The organism is Alteromonas oceanisediminis (assembly GCF_018474025.1).
Classification (GTDB): Bacteria; Pseudomonadota; Gammaproteobacteria; order Enterobacterales; family Alteromonadaceae; genus Alteromonas_E; species Alteromonas_E oceanisediminis.
Genome location: NZ_JAHCTA010000007.1, coordinates 53,272 through 71,286, shown reverse-complemented (window position 1 = coordinate 71,286; position 18,015 = coordinate 53,272). Strand labels below are relative to the sequence as shown.

Genomic DNA, 18,015 nt, shown 5'->3' with positions numbered 1-18,015 from the left:
GGAAGCCAAACACTTCCCTGGTCTAGAAATTTACTCGTCGTCAGTGCTATTAATGAAAGCCACGACTAAGCCCGCAGTTGCTGCTCCTGCTGAGGCACTCACCGGCGTAAATCCGCCTGCACCTGCTACAAAACCGCCAGCAGCGGCTCCAGCGAACCCAGCTCCGGTCAGTCCTGAACTCCAACCACTCATTGAGTATGCTCCCATAGCTGCAGCGGAGCCGACAATCCCCATAGCAATATTGACCAGAAAGCCACCATTAACTTCCTCAAGCTCTTCATTTGACAACACAAACATATCGTTATCTGAAACTATATCCATCAGTCTCTCCAATTATCTAAAAGTAGACTAGCTTTCTGCTAGCTACTTCATTTTAGCTATTAGTTTCTTCCTTACATCGTACGTGAAGTACAGTTTTTAAGTCACTTAGGCTTCGTTCGCGAACGTATGTGGCATTTGTACTAGGCGCTCACAGCGCACTTCGATGTGTTTGGCCTCATCCTTAACGGTATTCGCCTGACGCAAGTTCTCACTGCAAATATCATTAATGTTTGCAATGGAACGGCTGATATCCTTCGATACCACACTTTGCTGCTCTGCCGCTGTTGATATCTGGATCGCCAAATTCGATAACGCCGCGCGTATCTGTCACTGAGACTAGCTCTTCATCACGACCAAATTTCACTTCTTCATCGACGATTCTGTGAGTAAAGTTCTCCATAGTATTCGTCATCCTTAGCACACGTATAAAGCAATGTATTGAGTATGGTAAATGTGCATGGGCGTACAATGCGGATACAGAACAGTTCACCTAAATTTGTGGAGAGAACGGCGTAGACGGTTATTGAACAGAAATTATGCAAATTAGGGATTAATGTGCGGCATCGTTAAATTATCCGCAGTTACTCTTTGCAAAGGTGTTCAAAATCAGTAGAATGCGCGCTTCGGTCGGTGTGTGGCGCAGCTTGGTAGCGCACTGTCATGGGGTGTCAGGGGTCGGAGGTTCAAATCCTCTCACACCGACCAATTCCTTACTCCATTAGGTGGGTTTACCCCATAAACGGTGACTTCAGCATTCACGTTGGCCTAGTGACAACACCATGCCAACCACAATAGCCATCACCCTAATTCGATAATCCTCGAAATTTTTTGAGCCCACAAGCTCTAGCCTGCAAGCGGTGCATTAATCTTGCTTAAATGATAGCTGTAACTCAGTCAGTCGCTACAAGCTGCTCAAATGCACTTTGCAGCGACTAACCAATTTGCTTTAACCCGCGTATTTGATAGAGCAGCCGTAAGGAGGCGTTAACGGCTTGTCGACCGTTTCGCCTGATAGCAGCGCACTTAAGCTGGTATCCACGTAGTTCACCGCCTTGGCGATATCGGCGATATCTGCCGATTTGATGCTGTCGATACCACCGGCGTATTTCAAGCTACCTTGTGGGTCAATAATGTACATGTGCGGTGTGGTTTTTGCCGCGTACTGTTTGCCAACTTCACCGCTTGGGTCGAATAGCACGTGGGTTGGTACAGCGCTGCGCTCACTGGTGAGCTGATTCGCTTCATCCGCATCCACGTAGCCCTGCTTACCGGGTGCAGATGAAATAATAGACAGCCAGACAACATCCTGCTCTGTATATTTTGTTTGCAGTTGTTGCATGTTACTGCTTTGGTAATGCTTCTGCACATAGGGGCACAAATGATTTGTCCACTCTAGTACCACATATTTGCCTGCGAAGTCAGACAACGAAACCTCCTGCCCGTGGCTATCCGTCAGCGTGAATTGAGGGGCTGGTTTATCGATGGTAATCGCTGCAAACGCATTAAATGAGAGAGCGATAAAGGCAAAAAAGCCGAGCACATATTTATTCATGGGGTATTTCCTCAGTTGCTTGATTGATGGCGTCAATCACGATTGACGGCGTTAATATCTGCGGTAAAACCTGTTTAGACTGTGTACCACTGTACACGACGTAAAGCGGTACGCCCGATCGTTGGTAGTCATTTAAGTAAGCCAATATTGAGTCGTTCTTGTTAGTCCAGTCGCCGACCATGTAGTGTACATTCTCTGCGCTAAGCGCTGCTCGTACGTCCGCATCTGCGAACGCAACCTGCTCGTTAACTTTGCAAGTAATACACCAGTCCGCGGTCATGTTTACCAGCACAATCTGTTCTTGTTTGATCAGTGAGGACAATGCCTGTTTGGAAAAGGGCACGGCGTTGTCAGTGATGCTACGCGCGGGTTGGTTGGCGTCGGGCAGTTGCGCGGTGAGGTACATAGGCAGAACGAGGCACGCCAGGGCTACGCTCGCGCAAATCCATTTTGGTACAGCTCGATGTAATCGGCCAGATAGCCACACGCTGAAACTAAAGGTGATCAGCGCCAGCAACAATCCAAATTGCGCTTGATGACTGGTTTGCCCCGCGTAAACCCAGCATAGCCACGCCACGGTGGCAAGCATGGGGAAAGCTAACATATGCTTAAATGTGACCATCCAGTTGCCGGGTTTAGGCAGGAACTGACTGAGACGTTGCGAAAAAACCAGTAATGTTAATGGTAAGGCGAATCCGATGGCGAGCGCGTTAAATACCACGAGAACAATCGCAGGTTCACTCACCAGTGCAACGCCAATTGCCGCAGCCATAAAAGGGGCAGTGCATGGAGACGCAACAATAACAGCCAATACACCAGTGAAAAACTGCGCCCCGAAGCCTTGCCCCGCGATCAGGTGACTACCGATGCCGGCCAACCGCGTTCCAACCTGTAGCGCGTCAAATAACACCAGAGCGATAAATGTAAATAAGAAGCTCAGCAAAATGACAATCGACGGTTCCTGCATCTGAAAGCCCCAGCCAAGTTTCTCTCCGCTCGCTTGTAAGGCTAACATCGTCACTGCGAGGGCGTTAAAGCTAACCAGCACGCCCAATGGGTAACCCAGTTTAATGAAACCCAGTTTGACTGCCTTGGATTCTTGTGTTTGTTGCAGCCCCAGTGCTTTGATAGACAAAACGGGTAGCACACAGGGCATCAAATTCAGGATGATACCACCCAATAGCGCCATGCCTGCTAACCCGAGGATATCCCATAGCGCTAGCGCACTGGCTTTAGCATCGCCGCTGTGTGCTTGCCCGGCCAATGCTGTAGACACATAAAAACCCTGACGACCATCAGACAGCAGCCAGTTAATTGATTCAACGTCGCCAGCCCAATAAGGCGATTTATCAATTACACTTCGCAAAACACCTTCGTCGACAGTGAAATACTGTGGGTTGGCGTGTTGGATCAAATTGCTTGGAAAGGGAAACAGCGTCCACTGCGAGGACGTTGTGGACGTCATTTCTGCAGGTAGCGCGATTTCGACAGCCACCGATGCTTCATTAATTTCCAGTTGACCACTGAGCCACTTATCGTCAGGTAGCTGTTGTCGCGCTTTTTCAAACAGAAGGGCCGCAGCTGACGCGCTGGAGGACGCGGCAACCGGTAGTGTTAATTGGAGTGTCGCATTACCCGGTATGCAATCTTCCTTACACACCAACCATGAAAGCTCGGCTGAGACGCTCACTTCATCCGTGGATAACGTGGCCGGAACATCAACGGGGATCATCAACAAATTCTCCCCTTCGTAACCATAATTGACTAAATGTGCAACTGGAATGGCCTGAGGTACTGGCCATTGGATATCCCCAAAAGAGAGTGGGGCATCGGATGACAAGGATACTCGCGGGGCTTCGCCAGAGTCTCCAGGGTTTCGCCAATAGGTGTGCCAACCAGCCTCAGGCATCAATCGGATGCCGATCCACGCATTGGACCCGGCAACCCAATGCTGATCCTCGCTTACCAAAGACACGTTAATATGAGGAGCACTGGCCGTGCTGGTGTTTGCACGAGCCTCTGGTGATACTGTATGTCGAGGCTTAGGGCAGATACCAGATGGCTTATCAATCAGTGAGCGCCCAGCATCCGTTGAAGATAGAGCTGTTCCCGGGCATTGGGAAGGCGACCTTATATGTGGTTCAAAGAATAGCTATATCGCAACCCTCGTTGAACGCCACTCTCGTTATGTAATGCTCGCTAAAGTTACAGATAGTAAATCATCTACTGTCATTGCCGCATTGATTAAGCAAGCCCAAAAGCTGCCTAGTGAACTATACAAATCACTTACGTGGGATAGAGGAAGAGAAATAAAAGACCACAAGCAATTCACGCTGGCGACCGATATCAAAGTATACCTGTGCGATCCACATTCTCCTTGGCAGCGCGGCTCAAATGAAAATACGAATAGGCTGTTAAGACAGTATTTCCCCAAAAGCACTGATTTATCAGTGCACAGTCAACAGAAGCTTAGCAGCGTTTCCAGACAACTTAACGAACGGCCTAGAAAGACGCTAGACTATGAAACACCAGCACAGAGATTTAACCAGTGTGTTGCATCCATCGATTGATCTCACAACAATAAGTGGACGGTCAAAAACTGGTTAAGATGCGGAGTCGCTGAGGGTCAGACTGTAAATTACAAATTAACGGCAGGTATTTCGTGCTAACGACAGAAGGCAGTGGCTTCAATCGCATGTTAGGCGTCCCACTCGTATACTAATATTTTTTGTCCGTTCTCCTCATACTCGTCGGAGAGGGACATATGCGATTTTTGTAAAACACGTTGAGATGCTATGTTTTCGTCCGCAACAGTTGCAATGATTTTGCCAAGACCATGAACAGTATTTCCATAAGAGATCATTCCAGGGACTATTTCGCTAGCGTATCCCAATCCCCAATGTGTCTTTTTGAAGGAGTATTTTATCTCAGCATGCTGTTGACCATTAGGATGAACAAGGCCACAAAAGCCAACTATGGTTCCCGTTGCTTTCTCTATGACGGTACTCATGCCATAACCACGACCCGAGTAGTTTTTAAAAGTGACATCTAGCCAGCGAATGGCATCTTCTCGACTGATAGGTTGCCCGTCTCCAACCCAACGGGCGCCCTGTTTGTCTGAGTAGACTGAGTAGATGACCTCTAAATCCTCTCGAACCCACAACCTACATCTAAGCCTTTTAGTCTGAAAAATTACTGTATCGCTAAACATAGCGCCTAACTATTAAATGATGCGGACTAAAATTCGCATATAAATCAATATTCGCATAATACAGCTTTAGGCGGCTAAGTCATACACTTAGGTGTTCGTAAAACAAGTAAGGGAAATATAAAGCGAATACATGGAATGATCTCACAACGTGTTGCAGACGCTTGTTTCCACTTGCTGTATTAAAGCTTTGAGCGAACAGCGGGCGTTGAAACATTTAAAGACAAATAGGTATGCTACTCTGGATGGTACAACTAATAGGCGATTCCACTAATAGGAAATATGAAGAAACTCATCGCATCATTATTAAGTGTACTTGTGTCTGAATTTAGAGCAACAGCGCAAACAACACGATGTAGAATTTTAAGTAGGTTTGGCTGCGTTGCTTCAATGCATCGTCGATTCTAGACATGTTGTTGATGTTAATGATCTTGTTGATAACCACTACGGAAGTAACCTCAGGTATGTTCAAAAACGCACTAGCATTGCTGATAATTATTCTAATGCTCTTTGGCATGAGTGCGCACGCTGGCACACTGGCGGAACATCGCTTTGTACATAGGCTTATCCTTATTAAAGTGGATAATTCCGATTCGGTAAAGCACGTCTACGCCCAACTGACGGCGGCGCAGGACGATTTGCACGCAAGAAAAATAATCGTTTATTTCATCCATAATCAACGCGTTACCCGCTGGGATCCCAATGGTATGGGAGCAGTCTCGGTGACATCAGACATCGCGCAGCTGATAACGCGTGGGAATGTGGTGCTCATTGGCCTCGACAGTGAGATCAAAAAGGCCTATCCATCCTTGTCCTTAACCCGTGTATTTGCTGATATCGATCAGATGCCAATGCGACAAGCTGAATTGCGTGCGGCAGAAGGCGGATAGGTTGAATAGACAAATCACCTCAATCAGTGCACATTAGCAGCGTATACATACCTCTCAATACTATCTCAGCGAAGGAAGAGTTCGCCATGAAAACACTGCTCGTTATCGCTTGCTTAGTTTGCTCAGTTGCTCAGGCCGGAAACCCGATTCGATTGTCGGAGCCTACCGCGACTGATGCGGACAGCGAAACCTTCGGAGCGCCTTTTGATGCGCAGTTACCGCAGGTCGATCTAGCCGATTTGTTGAACAACCCAAAGGCATACGAACAACAACCGCTGACGGTTGAAACACCGGTAACAAAAGTCTGTCAAAAAAAGGGCTGCTTTTTCATCGCGCAGCAGGGCGAGCACACTGTTCGCGTTGCGTTTAAAAACTATGCTTTCTTTATCCCTACCGACAGTCACGGTAAACGTGTTTGGCTAAATGCGCAGTTGATTGAAAAAAACCTTAGCGACGCACAGGCTGCGCATTTCAACGCAGATCTCCAACAGCCCTCAAACAAGCTTGCCAGTGGAGTCGTGTACGAATTAATCGCGACTAGTGTCAAAATACCGCGCTGATCCACATAGCAGTAGTTTGGTGGTACACAGCCATATTTTGCATACGTACGTCACGTGAGTTTACTATTGCTCTATCTGAAGGTTATGCCTTAAATAATATGTAAATCTCTCCCCAGCCTTACCAGTTAGTGTATGATCACGGGAATTGTAGATTGAACGCTAAGGTTGCCCGGCGATGCCTGCCCCGTTTTATCAGTTTCTCAAGTCGACTGTTCTTTTGACCTGTCTGTGTTCTCAATGGGTCAGCGCGAGTCCGCAATCTGTTGAGCATCAGGCTCACTCTCGCGTTGGTTATCACGGGATGGTTGTGTTTACCGATGGCTATAGCCTTTATGCGAGCCACTTACCGCTATATCACGCACCGCATGATTATCAGATTATTTACCGACTGACGTTCGATGATGACGAAACAGAGTTAAGTCTCACGCAGTACCTTGATAAAAACAAAAGGAGCGATGGGCAAGCCGTATTGACATTACTTCCTGAGCAGTTCGACTTGAATCGTCTGGTTTCCCGTGAAGTGCTTTCACTCCAAACGCAGTTTTTCAAAGGGCATTTTGAGCGAGGTGGCGAGCTTTGGCGGTTAAAGGCTCAAGACTCAGTTGCAGTGGCTTACGCTGAGCCCTTACTGGTAGAGCCATTGCGTGTCCACGCTGCCGGCGAGGCAGCGGATGCGCCTGTTGATGAAGCCAGCCAAAATACGGCTTGGTATCACACAACACTCAACCCGCTTTCAGAAAGTTTGACGAATACACAAAAGCACACTGATATGTTTGTTCACCGTATTCATATCAAGCCATCGTTTGATGCTATCGTTCTGGCAGAGAGGTGTGAGCAACCCGTAGCTTCGGTAGGTGACACGTTGTCTCTAGAAGCCGTTTGGAACGCTTTCAGTCATTGTGACAATGTGCGTATTGTTTACGCCGACGAACAAGATTTTTTGTAGATATTCAAGCATAAAAAGGCTGTGTAACCCGCTCTATCGTGCACCTTGATGAGACAGTTTGACGGTAGTCACAACCTCATAAGTCAGTTGGTCACTGACCCAATTGGGGATCTCTAGTGACTCACTACGGCGCCGCTCTTCGGTCTGTGTGTCTCGCATCATCATGATGATTTCTTCAAATAGGGCAGTCCCGTGCAATCGTTCAAACGCCGCTACCCGCTGGATAAAGCGGTAGTCTAGGTAACCTAAACGAGTAGCACGAAGTAACATCAGTAACGCCGCATCGTCATCGCCGTGCGCCATGGCAATGACGGCATTGGCAATCATTTGGCTTGGCCAGTCGGTATTGCGATCCGTTGTCGACTTCGCCGTTGTCGGTCTTGATGAGTTTTGCTGTTGAAGGTACCACTCTCGCCACGCAACCACAGAAAAGTCATTCGGGTCGACAGATTCAGCCTTATTGAGTGCAAATTTTGCTTTGTCGTGATCGCCGCGTTCCAGACTGAGCAAAAATTCGAGTAAATACGTTTCTGCGGTTCCGGTGGCGTTGCGGTGAAAATCAGAAAGGACTTCCAGTGCATGCTCCGGTTTATCACTGACCATTAAAAATTTAGCGAGTGCGAAATTGGCTATGGCATTGTCAGGGGCAATTTGTTGTGCAGCCATAAACCAATTGTGAGCTTGTGTCATCTGCCCCGTGAGATAGAGTAATCTGGCAATTTGATTGAGCTGACGGCTTTGCTGTCGAATAGGCGTTTGCGTACTGAGCGCAAGGGCTTCAAACAAGTCACCTTTTTCAGTGTACAGGTGCGCTAAACTCAATGCGATTTGTTCATCACTGGGCGCGCTGACTCTGGCTAATTCATAATGCTCCAGTGCTTCCTGCATCATTTCGTTAGCTTCGTAGAAGCGGCCCCTTAACCACAAAAATTCAGGCTGCTGAGGGTTTTGCTGCAGCAACTCCGTACTGATGTCGTTTGCTTCAGCAAGCGCCGCCGCGTTAGCTCGAAATATCAAATCGCCGTCGAGTAAGGTCTGGGCTAGGCCCTGCTTGTAGGTAACATTGTTTGGCGCATCGCGCAGCAGTTCGCGGTACATCTGGACTGCAATCACATTACTTTCTGGGGTAAGTGCGCTGGCATATTGCTTAGCGCGAGCAAGCTTCACACGCGTAAATACGTCAGCGCCGATACCGTGCCCCGGCGTGCCACTGGGATCTAAAACCATCAGTGCACTGTCGGGTTGTCGTTTGCTTAGCCAGACGAGTGTTAATGCAATAATAACGACGATAGCGGCACAAACACTGACCCATAGCATTTTACGCTGAATCGGCCGACTCTCGTTGGCGTGTTCAACTTTTGCTAACCAGCGATAACCTTCACTTCGAACTGATTCAATTTCGCTACTGGCATGCTCAGGGAGGGCTTTTCTGAGTAAAGAAATACGTTGAGCGATCGTGTCGTCGCTCACCACTTTGCCCTTCCAGACCCGATGAGACAATGTGGTGAGTGACACCACATCATTGTCAGCTTCAACAAGTGCCAACAGCATCTCAAACGTCAATCCTTTGATCGGTAGCAGCGCTTGCTGGTATGTTACGCTGCGCTGCTCCGTATTAATTTCAATGCCTGCGGTGATTAGCGTTGTCATAATGCGGCAAATGCTGTTGGTTTACATCGATACGTATTAATTGAACTGTGCAAAGAACCCGCCACCCGGTGTTCACTTTTTGCATTGCAACGTCGCTTGATACTGGCAATACTGCTGAGCTTCTTCCTGTGTTTCGCCGGTAATACAAAAATCCAGACGCAGTAAAACGCGCTCTTCAATCCCGCCGTTCTGTTTGGGCTTCCAGCGCCATTCTCTCAAATAATCTTTGGCCAGACGGCTTAGCCCAAAGCTGGGTGCTGATGCTTCGGTTTCAATGTCATTGGCCTGACCGTCTTTGCCAATGTTGAAGCTGAATATACCACACCCTCGAATGCCCGCGCGTTCTAATTCCCGAGACATCACTAGCGTTTCAGGGAATGTACGTTCCCATGACAGCGAATCCTCGTTTTCGGGCACCAACAACGTTTGAACCACGGCCGTTTTGAGTATGACTGGGTCTGAATTGGCTAGCACAGTAGGGGCAAGTAGCAGGCTGAAAAAGCCTGCTAACGTTGCCTTAATCATCAATGTATTTTTCATCAACCGTTTCCAGCTTAGGAGGTTAGCCATCTGCGCCAGTCGTCATGCTTCCGCCTTGTAGGCGTAACATCCCCTCGCGCGCAGCTTCTTCTTGGGCCGCACGTTCTTCGGCTGTGCGACAAACGCGGGTCATCATATTTGAGCCTACACGCCTTTCCATTTTGCATACTACACCATCATCACTATCTAGCGCAGCAACGCTTTTCGGATCAGAGGGAGTCGCGGAGGTTTGGGTGCTTTGGCAACCAGATATCATTACAAATGATGCACATGAAAATAGCCCAGCAAAAACCAGATGTGAAGTACGATGTGTCATGTTTTTTCCTTAAGTTGTGAGACATGCAGTTCCATCGTGATACAAACGGCCCCGTTTGCAATTAATGTTTATTGAAGAAATCTGAAATTGCAGTTTCAGGAAAATTTATGATTAAATATCAGTGGGATAGGTGAGGTGGCTGGTGGGTGGCTGTGGCTCATACCAAAGATTAACCTGCCGTGTACCCACCGTCGACTGCATGTAGGCTTCCGGTGATAAAGCGCGCTTGCTCACTCAAGAGAAATCCGGTTAAGGCGGCAACATCGTCAGGCTGACCTAATGTGTTCAAAGGTTGTTCAGCGGCTTCATCCCTAACCACTTGTTTTTTGTCTTTCCCTGTTTTCGCCACATACCGATCGATGGCAGCGTGAAACAAGGGGGTTTCGATGGTGCCAGGGCATACTGCATTCACACGAATATTGAACGCTGCATAATCAAGTGCCGTTGTCTTAGCCATCGACGCCAGGGCTGCTTTACTCATACCGTAAGCAAAGGCACTGCGCTTGCCGACCACAGATTGGTCGGACCCCATTAATACGATAGCGCCCCGTTCTTGCTCACGCATGATGGGTAACACGGCTTGTATTGCCGCGTAAGCGCCTTTGACATTCACGGCGAACACCTTATCAAGCATCGCTTCGCCGGTTTCTTCAATGGTGGCAGATAGGTGGATACCTGCATTGCACACCAACCGGTCGATACGGCCTGTTGTTGCTGCACACTGGTTGATGAGCCGGCGTACTTGGTTTACGTTGCTTACGTCACAGGGGAGCCACGATGCATTTTCCAAGGGTTGGCAAAAATCCTGTTGATCAAGATTGAACACAAAAGCGCCCTCGCGTACTTGCTGTTGGGCAATGGCTAAACCAATGCCCATGCTTGCGCCAGTAATGATCGTGATGGTTTGTGGCACAGAATCTTTCCTCTTCGCTTAATGAATACTGGGACGTACCAGTGATGGCACTGAGTATAACGCAGATTTTTCAGAGAGTGTGTGAGTCGGCCGAGTACCTACTGATAGGCTGGGCTTAAATACTTTTTATCAATGCTGTATTTTTCGGCAATGCTCTGCAAAGTTTGCTGTTGCTGAAGACGATGGTAGCCTCGATCAAACGCATTAACCAGCTCATTGGCATCCTTGATCACTGGGGAGAACGCAATGTGACACGCCTTGGGGCTGTCGCCCGTGGAAACTTCCCGAAACCGATTGGCATCACCGTCATCAGCAACTTGATACCAAAATACAATCGCATTCTCTACAATGACGTCGACACGGCCCAAACGCAGTAAATCGATATTTCGTTTGGTTGCGTTATCACCGAACACTTGGATCATGCGGTTGTTATCGTAAAACAATCTGGAGCGAATATAATCGTTCATCACTGCGCCATAATCGTAGCCGCTGATAACGCCAAGCCTTACATCATTTAGCGAGCTTATACCGTTATATTCCCACTCGGTATCACTTTTCACGAACAAACTGTTCGGGCTTAAGTAAAGTAAGGGCGAGTTTGAGAAAACGAAGTCAGGGGCGTCGCCTTCAAATGCACCGACGACGGCGTCGATCTCGCCATCTCTTGCCAGTTTGATCGCTCGCGTCCACGGCATTTCTATATAATTGACCGTGTAACCTTCTAGCGCCAGAATTTGTGTGGCGGCATCGATCATAAAACCTTTATCGACACTCTTTTCAGAGCAGTTAACGGGGCACCAATCATCTCCCGCCACCGTTATCACGCGAGAGCCTGCCGCAACGGAGGCAGCGTAAACAAGCGTTATTGAGAGAACGAACAGTCGAAACAGATCCATTGCGATTAATGTAGTGGCAAAAAGCGGTGTATTAATCTTAGTCGAGTACACGGATTAACACTAGGGTCGCCAGTCAGAGACTTAAACAAAATATGTCTGGTAAAGTTCAACAGGCTTAGGGCCTTAGATCCTGTTAAGATGATGACCGCCTTAGATGATAACTTGATCCTGGAGACTGCACGTTATGTCGAAAAAGCCGTCTTTAATGCCCATTGACGAAGCCATTCAACGTATCACCGAACTTATCACCCCTGTCGATGAAATTCAGACGTGCAATTTGACTGAGGCGTTAGGACGGGTACTTAGCCAAGACATCATGTCGCCGATGAATATTCCAAGCTTCGACAATTCAGCGATGGATGGCTATGCGTTTCGGCATGCCGATCTAAGCAAAGTTGACGCGCTGCGCGTTGTTGGAAAAAGTTTTGCAGGTAATCCCTACAAGGGAGCGCTGTCTACAGGTAATTGTGTGAGAATTATGACGGGCGCTTTGTTACCGCCTAATGCAGACACGGTTGTGATGCAGGAGAACACTGCCATTGACGGCGATTTGTTAGTGTTAAATGCACCCGTAAGCGAAGGTGAAGCGGTACGAAAAGCGGGCGGCGATATCACTTCAGGCAGCATAGTATGTGCCAAGGGCAAGCGATTATCGGCAGTAGATATCGGATTGTTGGCTTCATTAGGCGTCAATCAAGTAACGGTATTTCGTCCGGTCAACGTAGCTGTGTTCGCAACCGGCGATGAGCTTTTATCCCCCGGAAACAGCTTTATTGAAGGGCATATTTTTGACAGCAATACGCCGATGCTAACCGCGATGTTGCAGCGATTAGGCGCACAAGTCGTGAACTTGGGGATTATTAAAGACCAACCTAAAGCGATTGAAGAAGCTCTCAAGTATGCCAATGCTCAGGCTGATTGCGTGATCACCTCCGGCGGCGTGTCGGTCGGAGAGGCTGATTACACGCGACAAGCGTTATCGGCGATGGGGCAGGTTAATTTCTGGAAGCTGGCCATTAAACCGGGTAAACCACTCGCATTCGGAACACTTCCTGATAGCGTTTTTTTTGGACTTCCCGGCAACCCAGTGTCAAGCGCAGTAACGTTTGATCACATTGTACAGCCTGCTTTAGCCCTTATGTCTGGTGAAGCGCGCATTCCTGCACTTCGTCTTATTGCACAAGCCGCGCAGCCGTTTCGAAAATCGAAAGGCCGTACTGATTTTCAGCGTGCCTGTTGCTTCACTAACGACGTTGGGCAATTGATGGTTTACCCTTCGGGCTCACAAAGTTCAGGGGTGCTGTCTAGCTTTTCCAAGAGTAATTGCTACGCGGTGTTACCGCAGGAGCAGGGGGCGGTGAGTAAAGGCGAGAATGTCACGATTGAATTGTTTAGTCAGGTTATCGCGTGAAAGCAATGACTCGCGCTGATGCGCTGCGCTATAGCCGACAGATCCAGTTACAGGATTTTGATATTGAAGGCCAGGCTACGCTTTTTGAAAGCCATACGGTCATCGTAGGGCTTGGCGGCCTTGGGTGTGCAGCCGCACAATACCTTGTTGCAGCGGGGGTTGGCCACGTAACGCTGATTGATGATGACTGTGTGGAGGAAAGTAACTTACCCCGTCAGGTGCTGCACAATGAGCAAAGGTTGGGGCAACGAAAAGTCGAATCTGCGGCGCTATCGCTGGTAAATTTCAATTCACGTTGTCAGATCAAAACAGTGAGTCAACGGTTAGCTGATCCCGATCTCGTGCCAATACTGGCGAAAGCCGATGTTGTGCTCGATTGCACCGACAATCTGCCGACGCGACTGCAGCTCAATCGATTATGTTATCAGCACCGTATTCCGTTGGTCATTGGCGCGGCCATTCGACTGGAAGGGCACATTGTGTGTGTTAACGGCTCGCTGAAATCTACTTGTTATGCGTGTATTAGCCGCCTATTTCATGAACCTGAGTTGAGCTGCTCTGAATCAGGTGTGATGTCACCCGTCGTTGGTATCATAGGGGCTACGCAAGCATTGGAGGCAATTAAATTGGTTACAGGCTATGGAAGCTCACCCATCAACCAGCTGCACCATTATGATGGATTGCGATCGGAATGGCGGCAGTTCCAAGTTGAAGCGAACCCGCACTGCCGTGTTTGCGCTTAGCGCCTAATAACTGCCGTCAAGCTGATATTTTTTTTGCAGTTCTTCAATCAAGTCTCGACGACCATCAACAAATTGGTTTAGTGCAGTCAGCACTTCTGGGTAATGTTTGGTTGACATCGAATAGCCAAGACGGGGCGACTTAACTTTTTTAGCCAGAGCCAATTTTTCAGTATCTTGACCCAATTTATCTGCATAATGCTTTACCACGGAGATATCTAAATCCAACCCTTCTACCGTGTCGGAATAAAGCATTCTGACCAACATCATCATTGAGCTATCGCTTTTGATTTCCAATGCTCCGTTGTTTATCCGTGCTTGCCAATGGGGACTCGGAACGAAGCCATGTAGTGTACCAATACGCGTAAACTGATTGAGTTTCCAGTCTTTGCGCGAGTCCAAAACGACAGTAGCGGTGCGTAAGGACAGAATGCTTTTAGAGAAGATCAGTCCGGCATCATCTGAGTGCCAGTGTGGGTTATCCGGTAAACGAAAATCAATATTATCGCTTTCAAACCACGCGCTGAACCGCCCGATGGGTAATGCGATAAACTCAAAGTCTAAACTATTCTGTCGGGCAAACTCTTTGATCAGGGTGATTAATAGACCCTTGTCAGGGTATTTTTCATGCGAGGTGTACAGTGGATAATATTCTAAATCTTCAACCCCGACCAAATAGGTCTTCGAAACAATGGTTGGCTCAATTTTGGTGTCAGCCATACTGAATACGCTAAAGAAAAGCAGCGCACTCGCTAACGTGAGTGTAAACACGCCAGTTGCTAAACATCTTAATGACTGCACAAGTACCACTGTAAACGAATACGACTTAACGTTTAAGTATACGGGTAATCGTGTAAGGCGTAAATAGCCCGTGATATTTTGCACTCCGCCTTTTTACGCAAAAGCGACACGCCGAAAGCGCCATGACAGTCAGTATGAGCTAAAAGCGTTAAGTGCATTGTTTGTGGGGTTTTGGTGAGCTCTTTTGCGTTTTTTCCAAAATTTTTCTTAAACAATTAAGAAAGTGCTTGATCGGGTTTTAGTTGTTAACTAGTATTAACAAAGTTGCAACACAATTAACTTAAAACACCAGTGGAAGAAAGGCACACACAATGAAGACTAAACAATTATTCAAACCAGCACTGTTGTCGGTTGCCGTTTCGGCAGCCATGTGTTCCGGTCATGCGCTAGCTCAGGATCAACAAGACTCAGCCGAAAATGTTGAAGTCATTTCCGTTAAGGGTATTCGTGGGTCACTTATCCGTGCCCAAGCGGTGAAAATGGATAACAGTTCGATTGTTGAAGCGATTTCAGCTGAAGACATCGGTAAATTACCAGATTCCTCAATTGCCGAATCTCTGGCCCGATTACCCGGTTTGGCCGGTGAACGTGTGGGTGGCCGTACGTCCGGTATTGCCGTGCGTGGTTTCAAAGAAGATTTTACGGGTACTTCATTGAATGGCCGTGAATTAATTGGTATCGGTGACAACCGTGGTGTTGAGTATGATTTGTATCCGTCAGAAATTATGACCGGTGCGACCATTTATAAAACCACTGATGCAACGCTGCTGGTGCAAGGTATTGGTGGTACCGTAGATTTACAAACAGTTCGCCCATTGCAAGCTGAGGAAACCTTAACACTCAACGGCAATTATGAACTCAGTAATGAGTCAGACAACCCAGAATTTGATGACACTGGCCACCGCTTCGCATTGTCATTTGTAGAAAAGTTTGCTGACGATACTATTGGCCTAGCGGTTTCCATTGCAACAACAGAGTCTCCCAATAACCAACAGAAATACGGTGTGTGGGGCTATGCCGAGAACGACGCTGGTCAGATCCTTCCCACCGGTTTGGACACGCAAGCCATCAGCACCGTGCTAGAGCGTGATACCGTTAGTGCGATCTTACAATATCGTCCGACCGATAAAATAGACATGGTTTTTGATTTTCTGGATATAGATTATTCAGATTCAGGTGTACTGCGTGGTTTCATCGAACCCTTTGCTTCCGCAAATGTTACGGGTACGGGGGCTAACACAACAGGTACGCAAATTAATGCCAACCCTGTACTGCGTACCGATCCGTTACAGAAAGACGGTGATTTAAATGTTTACGGTGTGAACATTGAATATGCACTGACTGATGACTGGACCGTTGAAATTGATGCAGCGCGTAGCGAATCTTCAAAACGTGACTTGCGCGGTGAATCTTATGCCGGATTGGCGCGTTCGGGCACATTGTCTGAGGATCAACTAGGCTCTCGTCAATTTGTGATGAGCCCTGACGGAATTTTCTTTACCGGTTCAAGCGGCTTAGGCGCTTTCTCAGATCCTGCATTGTTACAGCTCACAGGCCCGCAGGTGTGGGGTGGAGGTTTAGCCAATCTGGCGGATCAGTTCGAAACAGACGTATTGCGCCCCAATGGCGACCCGTACTCCTTCTTAAACGCCCAAGACGGCTTTTTAAACTTTGCTGATTTTGAAGAAGAACTCACTACGGTGCGTTTTGAAGTACAAGGTTATCTCGATGGAGACTTTTTTACCGGCATTACTGCGGGTGTAAACTACAGTGACCGTTATAAAGACAAGGTTAACAAGGGATTCTTTGCGACTCATGAAGCCTATCCAGGTTCCGTTTCAATTCCACAAGAGTATGTGTTTGGCTTAGCCGATCTAAGCTGGGCTGGTTTTGGTAATGTTGTCGCCTATGACGGCTTTGCACCTTATAACGACGGTACTTACACGCAAAACGATGCGGGTCTGCTGGAACCGGATCGATTAGGTGATACCTATACGGTGGATGAGGAGGTTTTAACTTTCTATGTAATGGCTGACTTCACCACCGAACTTGCCGGCATGGAGGTGAGCGGTAATGTGGGGCTGCAACACGTACGTACCGATCAGACTTCATCAGGGTTCATTGGTATCGTTGGCGCCAACTTTGCGGTATGTGACGATAATGATGATGGTGTTGTAGATGATAGCTGCCGTGTAACCGGCGGAGCAGATTACACACATACGCTCCCGAGTTTGAACGTCAGTATGGAAGTGGCAGATAATCAGTTTGTGCGCTTCGCTGCTAACAAAACGATCAGTCGCGCGCGTATTGATCAGATGCAGGCGTCAGCCTTCGTGAAGTTTAACCAAAATATTGAGCTGATCACGATCCCGAACTCAGAAGCTGCCGTTCGCGAGTTCGGCTCACCTTGGTCGAAGGCTGGTGGTAACCCTGAGCTTCGTCCGCTTGAGTCCAATAACTTCGATATATCCTATGAGTATTATTTCGAAGGCGAAGGTTATGTATCAGCCGCACTGTTCTACAAAGATTTGGTCAACCTGACCCTGAATTCTCAAGAGTTGATTGATTTTACGAATGACCCCACCAATGGTGGCGCAAACTACTTTATCCCAGGGTTCCATGACCGTGTTATCGATGTTGATGGTACCTATGGCCCAGCCGATGTTCAGTACTCTGCAGGTGATATTGCAACGCCACCGGATTTGGGAACCGCTTCTTCTTTTCAGGATGGGCTTGAAGGCAGTGTTACCGGGCTTGAATTAACAGCCAACATTCCATTTGGCATGTTTGCCGATGCGTTGGATGGTTTTGGTGTGGCAGCATCAGCTACTTTCTTGGATGCTGAATTGGATGACGGCTCACGGATCCCGGGTCAGTCTGATGACATTTTGTCACTCACGGCCTACTACGAAATGAATGGTTTTGAGGTGCGAGTTGCCGCAACTGACCGTTCTGACTTCTTGACCTACGAGCGTGGCGGTTCAAATAAGATTGCTGAGGCGACCCGCGAAGGCGTCACTTTGGTTGATGCGCAAATCAGCTATGACTTTGCTGGCAACACCAACATTGAATGGTTAGAAGGTCTGCGTGTCTCGTTGCAAGGCACTAACTTGACCGATGTTGACGAAGAAACCAGTGATGACAGCTTCCCTGGCATCGTGAGACAACGTCGTTCATTTGGTCCTTCTTACATGGTGAACTTTAACTACTCATTCTATTAAAAAGCGTCCCGTGAAAGGCCTCATCAGCTAAATGCCCTGTGTTTAGCTTT

Annotated in this window: 17 protein-coding genes, 1 tRNA gene and 1 pseudogene; 8 read left to right on the top strand and 11 right to left on the bottom strand. The window is 47.9% G+C overall.

The features are described from left to right. Positions 1-30 precede the first annotated feature (30 nt). Positions 31-321, bottom strand: coding sequence for a class IIb bacteriocin, lactobin A/cerein 7B family (locus KIU71_RS13275; protein ID WP_214131777.1), 291 nt, complete (start codon positions 319-321; stop codon positions 31-33). A 223-nt stretch (positions 322-544) separates the two neighbouring features. Then, the gene (locus KIU71_RS13270; protein ID WP_214131776.1) at positions 545-721 is read right to left on the bottom strand and encodes a hypothetical protein; all 177 of its coding nucleotides are present in this window, start codon (positions 719-721) and stop codon (positions 545-547) included. Between the two features lie 228 nt (positions 722-949). Between KIU71_RS13270 and KIU71_RS13265 the strand changes: the two genes are divergently transcribed. Continuing rightward, a tRNA-Pro gene (locus KIU71_RS13265) sits at positions 950-1,026 on the top strand. Between the two features lie 241 nt (positions 1,027-1,267). On the opposite strand, the gene KIU71_RS13260 is transcribed toward KIU71_RS13265, so the two are convergent. Together KIU71_RS13260 and KIU71_RS13255 are read right to left on the bottom strand one after the other, a co-directional pair. Continuing rightward, positions 1,268-1,873 carry a redoxin domain-containing protein gene (locus tag KIU71_RS13260; protein ID WP_214131775.1) on the bottom strand — a complete coding sequence of 202 codons (606 nt, stop codon included), beginning with the start codon at positions 1,871-1,873 and terminating at the stop codon, positions 1,268-1,270. Further along, positions 1,866-3,848 carry a protein-disulfide reductase DsbD family protein gene (locus KIU71_RS13255; RefSeq protein ID WP_214131774.1) on the bottom strand — a complete coding sequence of 661 codons (1,983 nt, stop codon included), beginning with the start codon at positions 3,846-3,848 and terminating at the stop codon, positions 1,866-1,868. The genes KIU71_RS13260 and KIU71_RS13255 overlap by 8 nt, the downstream gene beginning before the upstream one ends. 70 nt (positions 3,849-3,918) lie before the next feature. On the opposite strand from KIU71_RS13255, the pseudogene KIU71_RS13250 reads away from it, so the two are divergent. Beyond that, positions 3,919-4,443, top strand: a pseudogene (locus KIU71_RS13250) (IS30 family transposase); the annotation flags it as partial. Between the two features lie 128 nt (positions 4,444-4,571). On the opposite strand, the gene KIU71_RS13245 reads toward KIU71_RS13250, so the two are convergent. After that, positions 4,572-5,084, bottom strand: coding sequence for a GNAT family N-acetyltransferase (locus tag KIU71_RS13245; protein WP_214131773.1), 513 nt, complete (start codon positions 5,082-5,084; stop codon positions 4,572-4,574). 512 nt (positions 5,085-5,596) lie between these two features. On the opposite strand from KIU71_RS13245, the gene KIU71_RS13240 reads away from it, so the two are divergent. The 3 genes from KIU71_RS13240 to KIU71_RS13230 all read left to right on the top strand — a co-directional run bounded on the left by KIU71_RS13240 (position 5,597) and on the right by KIU71_RS13230 (position 7,477). Continuing rightward, the gene (locus KIU71_RS13240; protein ID WP_214131772.1) at positions 5,597-5,971 is read left to right on the top strand and encodes a DUF4174 domain-containing protein; all 375 of its coding nucleotides are present in this window, start codon (positions 5,597-5,599) and stop codon (positions 5,969-5,971) included. A gap of 86 nt (positions 5,972-6,057) precedes the next feature. Continuing rightward, positions 6,058-6,531, top strand: a complete 474-nt coding sequence (locus KIU71_RS13235; protein ID WP_214131771.1) for a DUF4920 domain-containing protein — start codon at positions 6,058-6,060, stop codon at positions 6,529-6,531. Positions 6,532-6,706: 175 nt separating this feature from the next. Next, positions 6,707-7,477 (top strand): hypothetical protein, encoded by a 771-nt coding sequence (locus KIU71_RS13230; protein ID WP_214131770.1) that lies wholly within the window; start codon positions 6,707-6,709, stop codon positions 7,475-7,477. 33 nt (positions 7,478-7,510) lie between these two features. Here the strand turns inward: KIU71_RS13230 and KIU71_RS13225 are convergent, their stop codons facing one another. From KIU71_RS13225 to KIU71_RS13205, 5 genes are all read right to left on the bottom strand, one after another. Then, a complete protein-coding gene (locus tag KIU71_RS13225; protein WP_214131769.1) occupies positions 7,511-9,127 on the bottom strand; it encodes a winged helix-turn-helix domain-containing protein in 1,617 nt (538 codons plus the stop codon). A gap of 72 nt (positions 9,128-9,199) precedes the next feature. Further along, the gene (locus tag KIU71_RS13220) at positions 9,200-9,667 is read right to left on the bottom strand and encodes an energy transducer TonB (RefSeq protein WP_214131768.1); all 468 of its coding nucleotides are present in this window, start codon (positions 9,665-9,667) and stop codon (positions 9,200-9,202) included. A 22-nt stretch (positions 9,668-9,689) separates the two neighbouring features. Then, on the bottom strand, positions 9,690-9,983 hold the full coding sequence (locus tag KIU71_RS13215; protein WP_214131767.1) for a hypothetical protein: 294 nt from the start codon (positions 9,981-9,983) through the stop codon (positions 9,690-9,692). 169 nt (positions 9,984-10,152) lie between these two features. Beyond that, on the bottom strand, positions 10,153-10,896 hold the full coding sequence (locus KIU71_RS13210; protein ID WP_214131766.1) for an SDR family NAD(P)-dependent oxidoreductase: 744 nt from the start codon (positions 10,894-10,896) through the stop codon (positions 10,153-10,155). Between the two features lie 98 nt (positions 10,897-10,994). Beyond that, the gene (locus KIU71_RS13205) at positions 10,995-11,792 is read right to left on the bottom strand and encodes a substrate-binding periplasmic protein (RefSeq protein ID WP_214131765.1); all 798 of its coding nucleotides are present in this window, start codon (positions 11,790-11,792) and stop codon (positions 10,995-10,997) included. Between the two features lie 184 nt (positions 11,793-11,976). On the opposite strand from KIU71_RS13205, the gene moeA reads away from it, so the two are divergent. After that, positions 11,977-13,203: a molybdopterin molybdotransferase MoeA gene (gene moeA, locus KIU71_RS13200; protein WP_214131764.1), complete on the top strand. Its 1,227-nt coding sequence runs from the start codon at positions 11,977-11,979 to the stop codon at positions 13,201-13,203. 5 nt (positions 13,204-13,208) lie between these two features. Then, the gene (locus KIU71_RS13195; RefSeq protein WP_214131886.1) at positions 13,209-13,946 is read left to right on the top strand and encodes a HesA/MoeB/ThiF family protein; all 738 of its coding nucleotides are present in this window, start codon (positions 13,209-13,211) and stop codon (positions 13,944-13,946) included. A gap of 3 nt (positions 13,947-13,949) precedes the next feature. Here the strand turns inward: KIU71_RS13195 and KIU71_RS13190 are convergent, their stop codons facing one another. Then, entirely contained in the window at positions 13,950-14,744 is a 795-nt protein-coding gene (locus KIU71_RS13190) for a hypothetical protein (RefSeq protein WP_214131763.1), read from the bottom strand. 311 nt (positions 14,745-15,055) lie between these two features. Here KIU71_RS13190 and KIU71_RS13185 point away from each other — a divergent pair, with 311 nt between their 5' ends. After that, positions 15,056-17,965, top strand: a complete 2,910-nt coding sequence (locus KIU71_RS13185; RefSeq protein WP_214131762.1) for a TonB-dependent receptor — start codon at positions 15,056-15,058, stop codon at positions 17,963-17,965. Positions 17,966-18,015 lie beyond the last annotated feature (50 nt).